This is a genomic window from Shewanella zhuhaiensis, from assembly GCF_022484835.1.
Classification (GTDB): Bacteria; Pseudomonadota; Gammaproteobacteria; order Enterobacterales; family Shewanellaceae; genus Shewanella; species Shewanella khirikhana.
The window spans coordinates 500,987-511,052 of record NZ_JAKUDL010000003.1 but is presented as its reverse complement, the minus strand read 5'-3'; the positions used below and the strand labels follow the sequence as shown (position 1 = coordinate 511,052).

Below are 10,066 nucleotides of genomic sequence, written 5' to 3'. Positions count from 1 at the left end.
TCTGAGCCATGATCAAACTCTTCAATTAAAGTTTTGGTCTCAATGAATTTCTGCTGTCATGCTCTGCATGAAAACTCCTTCATTGATAAAATCGTTTTGTCGACTTCATCAACCTGCGAGTATCCACACAGATTTGCTTGTCTTATCTGATTTTTAAAGAACATCCGGTCGCGCTGGGCTCACCGGGTCAGGGCTGCGTATTCTACGCTTTCCTGTTTTCGCGTCAAGCAGTTTTTGCAAACTTTCTTTTCGCGCTGTTGAAACTCGCTTTCGCTCATCTCAACCACCTTCACAACCCGCTACGCTTAGCGCCGCTTGCCGTGTCAGTGGATGCGCATTATAGGGACCCCAAACTTTTGCGCAAGGTTTTTTTCGCACCCAAACGCTCAAGCGAACAAGTTTTCACCGCCCCGAGCAAAACAACGCCGAAGGGATCAAAGTATGGTCAGTTTCAGGCGACTTTTCCAAATAAAAAACGCCGCAATGCGGCGTTTGGGTTTGAGTTGTGGCTTTACCAGCGTTTATCAGCACTAGCGCTTATATGCTGCCGGACTCATGGCTGATGCGGGTCATCCGAGTTCGACTGCTGATTTGGCTGAGGCGTCTGGCTTTGGTTATCCATCTCCTGCGCGGGCTTTTTCGGTGTTTCCTGGTCGATATCTTCTTCATCATCACCAACCACATGGGAAACCTTCAGCTTCCTGACGGAGCGAATAGTAATAACCGGCCCTGACAGTGCATAAAGATAAAACCCCAGGCAGAGGATAAGTGCTGGCTCGACCGAGATAACCACGAACACACCAACAACCAGCAAGATTACGATAAAGTTGACCTTGCCGCGCCAGTCGACTTCTTTAAATGAGTGATAGCGGAAGTTACTGACCATCAAAAGACCGGTACAGATAGTGACGGCAGCAAACAGATAACTCACCGAACCTGCATCAATATGATACTGATTGCCAAGCCAGACGGTGCCAGCAATCACGGCAGCGGCCGCAGGACTCGCCAGCCCCTGGAACCAGCGCTTATCGGCGACACCTACTTGGGTGTTGAATCTAGCTAATCTCAGCGCGGCGCCGGCACAATAAACAAACGCCGCCAGCCAGCCAATTTTGCCAAGATCTGACAAAGCCCAGTTATAAGCAATCAGTGCCGGTGCCATCCCGAATGACACCATATCCGCCATGCTGTCATATTCGGCGCCAAATTCGCTCTGGGTATTGGTCAATCTTGCCACCCGGCCATCCAACCCATCGCACAGCATGGCAACGAATACTGCAATCGCTGCCGATTCGAATTGACCATTCATGGAAGCAATCACCGCATAGAAGCCGGAAAACAGCCCCGCAGTGGTAAACAGGTTCGGCAGCAAATAGATACCGCGATTTTTTACTGTTGGCTTGTCAATATTTTGCATACACTGAGTATCATTGATTAACATCCTTACCAAGATATCACACTTTCGCCCGCCTCTGGCGAGCGCTTTTGGAGACAGGTTATATGGGAACCAGATACCAGGTGTTATTGGTGTCACTGCTGCTGACAAGTGGCATGGCCGGTGCGTCCACTATATATAAGTGGGTCGATAAGAATGGCGTCACCCACTACAGCGAGCAGCCCCCAGCAGAAGATGCTCAGGCGCAAACCCTGGATGCCAAAAAAATTGAACCCAAACGGATTGGCTTTGACTCCCCCAAGGTGACTACCAAGCAGGATGCCGAGGCAAGTGAAGAGCAAAAGAATGCTGACCTTATTCGTCAGCAAAACGCCCAGCAGGCAGATGCCATCTGTGAGCAAGCTAAACAGAATCTTGAAGTGCTCTCCAATTTCAACCGGGTAACCAAAACCGATCCGACCACCAATGAACCTGTGGTGATGTCTGATGATGACCGTGAAGCCGCCCTCGCCGACTCAAAGAAACGGGTTGAACTGTTCTGTAAGGACAAGTAACCCAAGGACCATCCAGCATCTGATGATAAAAAAAAGAAAGGGAGCCGATTGGCTCCCTTTTTTACTGCATCAACTTATCGCTCGCCGAATGCCTAAGCTTCAGCTTCAGGCCCGTCTTAGTCACTGAGCAAATATCAACTCTGCATCCTGGCAGTCGACCCGGATCGGCTTACCGGGGATAAACTCACCCCGCAGCAGTTTCTGCGCCAGTGGATTTTCCACCTCTTGTTGCAGCGCCCGTTTCAGCGGCCGCGCACCATAAACAGGGTCAAAGCCGGCTCTGGCAATAAAGGCCAGCGCCTCATCACTGAGTTCAAGTTCAAACTCACGCTCGGCCAGACGCTTACGCAGCGACTCGATTTGGATGGAGGCAATGTTTTTAATGTGCTCGGCATCCAGAGGATGGAACACCACAGTCTCGTCAATCCGGTTTAAAAACTCCGGCCGGAAACTGTGTACCACTACATTCATAACCTCTTGCTTCATCTGGGCATAATCCAGGGTACCGAAACGTTCCTGAATAATGTCGGAGCCAAGGTTCGAGGTCATGATCACGACTGTGTTACGAAAATCCACAGTACGCCCCTGGCCATCGGTCAGGCGACCATCATCCAGCACCTGCAAAAGAATGTTGAACACGTCGGGATGCGCTTTTTCAACCTCATCGAGCAGAATGACCGAATAAGGCTTGCGGCGCACGGCCTCGGTAAGGTAACCGCCCTCTTCGTAACCCACATAGCCAGGAGGCGCCCCCACCAAACGGGAAACCGAGTGCTTCTCCATAAATTCCGACATATCGATGCGCACCAACGCCGATTCGGTGTCGAACAGGAATTTTGCCAGCGATTTACACAGCTCAGTTTTACCCACCCCGGTCGGACCAAGGAACAGGAATGAGCCGATGGGGCGGTTAGGATCGGCAAGGCCCGCGCGACTTCTGCGAATGGCATTGGCCACCGCATCCACCGCCTCGTTCTGACCAATCACCCGCTCATGGAGCGCATGCTCCATTTGCAGCAGCTTTTCACGTTCGCCTTCAAGCATCTTGGCCACAGGAATACCGGTTGCCTTGGACAACACCTCGGCAATTTCCACATCGGTAACCTTGTTGCGCAGCAGCTTCATGTCCTGCATTTCCGCCTGGGCGGCCAAATCGAGCTGCTTTTCAAGCTCGGGTATGCGGCCATATTGCAGCTCAGACATACGGGTCAGATCCCCGGCCCGGCGGGCCACTTCCAGATCCATCCGCGCCTGCTCTAAATCGGCTTTAATATGCTGAGTGCCAGCCAAAGCTGCTTTCTCGGTACGCCAGATTTCGTTGAGTTCATTGGCCTTGGCTTCAACGTCTTTCAGCTCATGACGCAAATGCTCCAGACGTTTGCGACTGGCTTCATCGTTTTCTTTCGCCAGCGCCTGCTCTTCCAGCTTGAGCTGAATAGCGCGGCGCTCAAGGCGGTCAAGTGACTCGGGTTTGGAGTCAATCTGCATCCGAATGCTGGAGGCTGCTTCATCAATCAGGTCGATAGCCTTATCGGGCAACTTACGATCCGATACATAACGGTGCGACATGCTTGCCGCCGCAACAATGGCCGGATCGGTAATTTCCACATGGTGGTGCAGCTCGTAGCGTTCTTTCAGACCACGCAAAATCGCGATGGTGTCTTCTACTGTGGGTTCGTCCACCAGCACTTTTTGGAAACGGCGCTCAAGGGCGGCATCTTTTTCCACATACTGACGGTACTCATCCAGAGTCGTAGCGCCAACACAGTGCAGCTCGCCGCGGGCCAGCGCAGGCTTAAGCATATTACCAGCATCCATGGCGCCATCGCTCTTACCGGCGCCCACCATGGTGTGCAGCTCATCGATAAAGAGAATAACCTGGCCTTCTTCCTGGGCAAGCTCATTGAGCACGGCTTTCAAGCGCTCTTCAAACTCACCGCGATACTTGGCACCGGCCACCAGCGCGCCCATATCCAGCGATAACACCCGCTTATTCTTGATGCCCTCAGGCACTTCGCCATTGACGATACGCTGGGCAAGCCCTTCGACGATGGCGGTTTTACCCACACCGGGTTCACCGATGAGCACGGGGTTATTTTTACTGCGGCGCTGCAATACCTGAATGGTGCGGCGGATTTCATCGTCGCGACCAATCACGGGGTCAAGCTTGCCCTGCTCGGCGCGCTCGGTCAGGTCGACCGTGTACTTTTTCAGTGCCTGACGATTATCTTCGGCGTTGGGGTCGTCCACCTTCTGGCCGGCACGGATATCCTCAATGGTTTGCTCCAGCCGCTCTTTAGTGGCACCAGCCTGCTTGAGGATTTGCGCCAGGGTGTCGTTACCTTCCAGCGCCGCCAGCACAAACAGCTCGCTGGAGATGTACTTGTCTTTACGCTTTTGCGACAGCTTGTCGCACAGGTTAAGCAAACGAATGAGCGCCTGCGACAACTGCACATCGCCGCCGGTACCTTCCACCTGAGGTTGACGCTCAAGCTCCTGAGACAGCAGCGAGCGCAGGTTACTCACCCGAATGCCAGCCTGAGTTAACAAAGGATGAATAGAGCCGCCATCCTGATTCAGCAATGCCATCATCAGGTGAACGGGTTCGATAAATTGATGATCTCTGCCAAGCGCCAGAGACTGCGCATCGGATATAGCTATCTGGAATTTGTTGGTCATACGATCGAGTCGCATACAGCCTCCTGAAACACGAACTGCAGGAATTCCTGGGTTAGCTAAAAGATGGGGCTGAATGGGGATTTTTCAAGTGGGCAAAATTCACCCACTGCAAAAAAGTGAATCAATCTCGCCAGATAAGCGCAGCCATGCGGCCAGTTACCCGATCGCGGCGATAAGAAAAATAGTCAGCAGGGTTGGAGTAGGTACAAATATTATCGCCAAAACAGTGTTTAATACCTGCACGGCCAAGACGCTGGCGGGCTAGGGCAAAAATATCGGCCAGGAACTTTCCGCCGCCAATGTCTTCAAAGCAGCTTTCGGCGTCGGCATCCTGCGCTATAAAAGCCGCGCGAACCTCAGCGCCCACTTCAAAGGCTTTTGGTCCTATTGCAGGACCAAGATAGGCGTATATCTCTGTTGTGGGTGATTCAAACTTTGCCAACGTGGCTTCAAGCACACCGTCACACAGGCCTCGCCAGCCTGCGTGCGCAGCTGCTACTTCGCGGCCATCTTTGGAGGCAAACAGCACCGGCAGACAATCGGCAGTCATCACCACACAGACGGCGCCAGGCACCCGGCTATAACTGGCATCGGCATCAATAACATCAGCCTGAACATCGACTTGAGTGTCTGCGTGAGTAGAGTCAGTTGCTGATGACAAGGCAGTCAGCACATCGCAACTGATCTCATGCATCTCATGCATCTCATGCATCTCATGCATCTCATGCATCTCATGCATCTCATGCACCTCACGCACCTCATGCACCTCGTGCACCTCTATGCCATGCACCTGATTGAGCCACACTGGCTGAGATTTCAACCCAAGTTTATCAAACAGGATGTCACGGTTTTTAAGCACGCAGCCGGCATCATCCCCCACATGCAGCCCCAAATTGAGGCTGCTGTACGGAGCCTGGCTTACACCACCGTTACGGGTGGTAAACGCCAGCTGTACCCCCTGAGGGATGAGCCAGTCGCCGATGGGCATGCTACAGGTGATCCTGCGGGTTGGCTTCGGTGTCTTTGCGAAGCGCCTTGGTCAACTGCACCATATCCTCAGGAATAGGCGCATTAAAGGTCATAATTTCCATGGTGACCGGGTGCGCAAGCTCCAGCCTTACCGCGTGCAGCGCCTGGCGGGTGAAGGCTTTCAGGATTTCAAAAAACTCCGGGCTGGCATTTTTTGGTGGTTTTGGACGGCCACCATATACAGGGTCGCCCACCAGTACATGACCAATATGGGCCATGTGGACACGAATTTGGTGGGTACGGCCTGTTTCCAGACGCAGGCGCAAGCGGGTGTGGGCACGGAATTTTTCTGCCACCCGGTAGTGAGTCACCGAAGGACGACCACTGTGATGCACCGCCATATGGGTACGCTTGGTCGGGTGACGGCCGATAGGCGCATCGACTGTGCCGCCAGCGGTCATGGTGCCAAGCACTATGGCTTCGTACTCACGGGTGATTTCACGGGCTTGCAATGCGGCCACCAGATGAGTCTGGGCCTCGACGGTTTTGGCCACCACCATCAAACCTGTAGTGTCTTTATCCAGACGATGGATGATACCGGCTCTGGGCACATGCTCGATTTCGGGGCAATGGTGCAAGAGTGCATTCATCAGGGTGCCATCGGCATTGCCAGCCCCCGGGTGAACCACCAGGCCCGCCTGCTTATTAATCACCAGAATGTCATCATCTTCATAGACGATATCCAAATCGATGGCCTGAGCCTCAGCCACAACCTCTTCTTCGAGGAAGGCTTCGATTTCGATCACCTGGGATTCCAGCACCTTTTCACGGGGCTTGGTCACGGCAACGCCATCTATATAGACGTTGCCCGCCAGGATCCACTCCTTGATGCGGGTGCGTGAATAGTCGGGAAATAATTCCGCGACGGCCTGATCGAGTCTCAGCCCCGTTTGTGTTGCTGAAATCTCGCTTTTTAGATTAATCTCTTGGGTCATGGGAACCGTACCCCTGCATTGGGGTCCAAATTGGTGTGCTATCTGTTACAATCGGATGTTCTCCATTTTATCGTGAAATGGAAGAATTCTTAACTACAACTTCAAAAGAATTGAATTCGCGTATGTCAAAATTTGCCAAAGGCTCGGCCGTTGCCTTGTTAGCCCTGGTTCTGAGCGCTTGTAGCAGCTCGGGTAGTCAGGAAGATGTTGTACTGAGCCAGAAGTCGCCTGACGCGCTTTATGCCCAGGCCCGAACCTCCATGGAGCTGGGTAATTTCTCCAAAGCAGTCAAGAGCCTGGAGGCCCTGGATTCCCGTTTTCCCTTTGGCCCGCACAAGACTCAGGTGCAACTGGATCTGATCTACGCCTACTATAAGTTGGACGATACGCCACAGGCGATTGCCAACATCGACCGCTTCCTGCGTTTGAACCCCACCCACCCCGATGTTGACTATGTGCAATATATGCGGGGTCTGGTAAACATGCAGGCCGACAGCTATCTGTTCCACGAGATGATGAACATCGACCGTACCGACAGGGATCCCAAGAACGCCATGGATGCCTTCAAGGATTTCGACCGGCTGCTGAAGACCTTCCCCAACAGCAAGTATGCCGCCGATGCCCGTCAGCGGATGCAATATTTGAAGAATCGTCTGGCACGCTACTCCATTCAGGTAGCCGAATACTATGTAAAGATGAACGCCTGGAGTGCCGCCGCTGTGCGTGCTCAATCTGTGATGGAGTCCTTCCCGGGTACCCCTTCTACTGAACGGGCGCTGGAAATCATGGCCGAAGCTTATGATGAGCTGGGCCAAGAACAGCTTAAATCCCACGTACTGATGGTGATGCGGGAGAATTATCCCAACAACGAAATGCTGCAAGACTGAGCATTCCTCCCTTTTATAACGCCCGGCAAATCGCCGGGCGTTGTTTTTTTACCCACCCAAGCCTGAAAATCTACGCTTTGATTTTCCTTTTCGCTTTCTACATGGGCGCTACAGCCAAATTGCCGTCCGGCAAAAACCCTTCTTAAAAACGGCGAACCCAACCGGGTTGCACAAGAAAAATACACAAAAACACCGCTTTCAGGCGGTTTTGGGCAAAACTTATCCAAACACACATATTTTTGAAATATTCCTAAGAAAAGAGTTGACTCAAAACCCCAAAAGCTATTTAATGCACCCCGTCGCCCGAATAGCTCAGTTGGTAGAGCAGCGGATTGAAAATCCGCGTGTCCCTGGTTCGATTCCGGGTTCGGGCACCACCTTCAACTTAAGGTGCTCAGGCGACTGAGAAAAATTGCAAAGAAGTACAGTGCAGGTGTGGTGGAATTGGTAGACACGCCAGCTTCAGGTGCTGGTGCCCTTACGGGCGTGGAAGTTCAAGTCTTCTCACCTGTACCACTTTGCGATTATAGTTAGCTGTACAAAGACTCATTGTGCAGGTGTGGTGGAATTGGTAGACACGCCAGCTTCAGGTGCTGGTGCCCTTACGGGCGTGGAAGTTCAAGTCTTCTCACCTGTACCAATTAACACAAAGAGTCTTTAACAATACAGTGCAGGTGTGGTGGAATTGGTAGACACGCCAGCTTCAGGTGCTGGTGCTCTTACGAGCGTGGAAGTTCAAGTCTTCTCACCTGTACCAACAAATTAACCTCGCTCAGGCGAGGTTTTTTTGTGCCTGAAATTCCCCTTCTCCCCCGAATTACCCCTCCTTTTGCTATACCTATAGTTATGGCTCAACCAAAGGCATGACTGAGCCACCATCAAGGAAGCGTCATTTCCCTGTTTGGGGGTGTGTGATGAACCAGTTGCAGATCAAGCACAAAATGCTGCTTGGCTTCTTTCTTCCCGTGTCCTTACTGATCATATTGTGCGGCGCGTCGCTGACCATCATGTCGAAAATCGAAGATGGCGTGCTCAGCATCTATAACGATCGTGTGGTACCTCTGGAAGATCTCAAACTGATTGGCGATGACTATGCAGTATTTGTTATTGATGCCATCAACAAGGCCAATGCCGGCGGCTTCAGCGCGGAAGAAGCAAGAAGTGGCCTGGTAGATGCCAGCCAGAGCATCGACAAGCGCTGGCGCAAATACATGGCCACCGAACTGACAGACGAAGAAAGAGCACTCGCCAGTGAAGCCGAGGGGCTGTTTGGCCCGGCCAACGAGCAAATTGGCAAGTTACAGAATAAGCTGAACGGCCTTTCCGGTAATATCAGCGGCCAACTCTCAAACGACATCATGCCGCTTTACAATGTGATAGACCCCATCAGCGGCAAAATCGCCGAACTGGTTACTTTGCAAATCAAGATAGCCGGTGAAGAGCGTGCCAAGGTAGAGTCGCTCCACTCAAGCTCTGTTGTCTGGTTCTCCGTTTTGGCAGTATTCGCGGTGGTGGTCACCTCACTATTCGGCTATTGGGTCAACCGCGGGGTAATGCTGCCGGTAACCGAAATACGTCGAAAGCTCAGGCTTATCCGCGAGCAATCCGACATGACAGTCAGCTTTGACGTATTCCATGAAGACGAGCTTGGACACATCAGCAAAGATCTTAACGGCGTGGTGGAGCATCTGCAGGGCATTTTAAAGAGTATTGCCGACGCTGCAGGCACCCTGGGTGATGCCGCTGATGAGTTGAATGAATTTACCCAGCAAGCCAACGAACGCATGTATCAGCAGCAGTCGGAAACCGAGCAGACTGCAACTGCCATGAATCAAATGACAGCAACCGTGGCCGAGGTTGCCCAAAGCAGTAACTCAGCCGCTCAATCGGCCAAAAGCGCTGACGACAGTGCGACCAAAGGCGACAATATTGTCCAGCAGTCCATTTCCAGCATGTCGGCACTGGCCAATCAAATCCAAAGCACAGCCTCAGTGATTGGCCAGCTCGCAACCGAGAGCCAGAACATTGGTCGGGTGCTGGATGTGATTAAGAGTATCGCCGAGCAAACTAACCTGCTGGCGCTGAATGCCGCAATCGAAGCAGCCCGTGCCGGTGAGCAGGGACGCGGTTTTGCGGTGGTAGCGGATGAAGTGCGAACCCTGGCCCAGCGCACCAGTGAATCGACTCAGGAAATTGAGTCGATGATTGAGTCACTGCAACAAGGGGTTAAAAGTGCCGTCAGCTCCATGGAGCAAGGGATAAATCAGGTAGATGAAGCCAACCGCAGTACCAATGAAGCTGGCGTTGCCCTCAGGGAAATCGTCACCGCAGTAGATAGCATCACCCAGCTCAACACCCATATCGCGACGGCGGCGGAGGAACAGAGCAGCGTGGCAGAGAGTATCAACCGCAGCATTATCGCCATCAGTGATATCGCCCAGACCTCAACCCAGGCTTCAAACGATATGACCAATGCAGTGGCGAAGCTTGCAAGCCTGGCAGGACAAATGCGCAAACAGGTGGGTACCTTCACCCTGTAAGCCGCCGGGATTGCTCGGCTGTAGCGGATTAGCCGCGGCTTCTACT

General features: G+C 52.6%; 8 protein-coding genes and 4 tRNA genes. 8 read left to right on the top strand and 4 right to left on the bottom strand.

The features are described 5' to 3' along the window. Positions 1-137 precede the first annotated feature (137 nt). Positions 138-563, top strand: coding sequence for a hypothetical protein (locus MJ923_RS11900; RefSeq protein WP_240591263.1), 426 nt, complete (start codon positions 138-140; stop codon positions 561-563). Here MJ923_RS11900 and pssA read toward each other — a convergent pair. Beyond that, positions 554-1,417: a CDP-diacylglycerol--serine O-phosphatidyltransferase gene (gene pssA / locus MJ923_RS11895; protein WP_240591262.1), complete on the bottom strand. Its 864-nt coding sequence runs from the start codon at positions 1,415-1,417 to the stop codon at positions 554-556. The genes MJ923_RS11900 and pssA overlap by 10 nt on opposite strands. Before the next feature lie 83 nt (positions 1,418-1,500). Here pssA and MJ923_RS11890 point away from each other — a divergent pair, with 83 nt between their 5' ends. Beyond that, positions 1,501-1,950, top strand: coding sequence for a DUF4124 domain-containing protein (locus MJ923_RS11890; RefSeq protein ID WP_240591261.1), 450 nt, complete (start codon positions 1,501-1,503; stop codon positions 1,948-1,950). A 120-nt stretch (positions 1,951-2,070) separates the two neighbouring features. Here the strand turns inward: MJ923_RS11890 and clpB are convergent, their stop codons facing one another. The 3 genes from clpB to rluD all read right to left on the bottom strand — a co-directional run bounded on the left by clpB (position 2,071) and on the right by rluD (position 6,593). After that, the gene (gene clpB / locus MJ923_RS11885; RefSeq protein ID WP_240591260.1) at positions 2,071-4,644 is read right to left on the bottom strand and encodes an ATP-dependent chaperone ClpB; all 2,574 of its coding nucleotides are present in this window, start codon (positions 4,642-4,644) and stop codon (positions 2,071-2,073) included. Between the two features lie 106 nt (positions 4,645-4,750). Beyond that, a complete protein-coding gene (pgeF, locus tag MJ923_RS11880) occupies positions 4,751-5,617 on the bottom strand; it encodes a peptidoglycan editing factor PgeF (protein ID WP_240591259.1) in 867 nt (288 codons plus the stop codon). 1 nt (position 5,618) lies between these two features. Beyond that, positions 5,619-6,593 carry a 23S rRNA pseudouridine(1911/1915/1917) synthase RluD gene (gene rluD / locus MJ923_RS11875; protein WP_126167814.1) on the bottom strand — a complete coding sequence of 325 codons (975 nt, stop codon included), beginning with the start codon at positions 6,591-6,593 and terminating at the stop codon, positions 5,619-5,621. Positions 6,594-6,715: 122 nt separating this feature from the next. Here rluD and MJ923_RS11870 point away from each other — a divergent pair, with 122 nt between their 5' ends. The 6 genes from MJ923_RS11870 to MJ923_RS11845 all read left to right on the top strand — a co-directional run bounded on the left by MJ923_RS11870 (position 6,716) and on the right by MJ923_RS11845 (position 10,020). Further along, complete coding sequence (locus MJ923_RS11870) at positions 6,716-7,480, top strand: outer membrane protein assembly factor BamD (protein ID WP_126167815.1); 765 nt, start codon at positions 6,716-6,718, stop codon at positions 7,478-7,480. 301 nt (positions 7,481-7,781) lie between these two features. Beyond that, positions 7,782-7,857, top strand: a tRNA-Phe gene (locus MJ923_RS11865). Positions 7,858-7,909: 52 nt separating this feature from the next. After that, positions 7,910-7,996: transfer RNA gene (locus MJ923_RS11860), tRNA-Leu, on the top strand. A gap of 37 nt (positions 7,997-8,033) precedes the next feature. Then, a tRNA-Leu gene (locus tag MJ923_RS11855) sits at positions 8,034-8,120 on the top strand. Between the two features lie 30 nt (positions 8,121-8,150). Then, positions 8,151-8,237: transfer RNA gene (locus tag MJ923_RS11850), tRNA-Leu, on the top strand. Positions 8,238-8,394: 157 nt separating this feature from the next. Continuing rightward, positions 8,395-10,020 (top strand): methyl-accepting chemotaxis protein, encoded by a 1,626-nt coding sequence (locus tag MJ923_RS11845; RefSeq protein ID WP_240591258.1) that lies wholly within the window; start codon positions 8,395-8,397, stop codon positions 10,018-10,020. The last annotated feature ends 46 nt before the right edge of the window (positions 10,021-10,066 follow it).

Bases quoted from the DNA above. Each gene is read 5' to 3' on its own strand.
- clpB (WP_240591260.1), bottom strand. From the start codon at position 4,644: ATGCGACTCGATCGTATGACCAACAAATTCCAGATAGCTATATCCGAT.
- MJ923_RS11890 (WP_240591261.1), top strand. From the start codon at position 1,501: ATGGGAACCAGATACCAGGTGTTATTGGTGTCACTGCTGCTGACAAGT.
- pgeF (WP_240591259.1), bottom strand. From the start codon at position 5,617: ATGCCCATCGGCGACTGGCTCATCCCTCAGGGGGTACAGCTGGCGTTT.
- MJ923_RS11870 (WP_126167815.1), top strand. From the start codon at position 6,716: ATGTCAAAATTTGCCAAAGGCTCGGCCGTTGCCTTGTTAGCCCTGGTT.
- rluD (WP_126167814.1), bottom strand. From the start codon at position 6,593: ATGACCCAAGAGATTAATCTAAAAAGCGAGATTTCAGCAACACAAACG.
- pssA (WP_240591262.1), bottom strand. From the start codon at position 1,417: ATGCAAAATATTGACAAGCCAACAGTAAAAAATCGCGGTATCTATTTG.
- MJ923_RS11845 (WP_240591258.1), top strand. From the start codon at position 8,395: ATGAACCAGTTGCAGATCAAGCACAAAATGCTGCTTGGCTTCTTTCTT.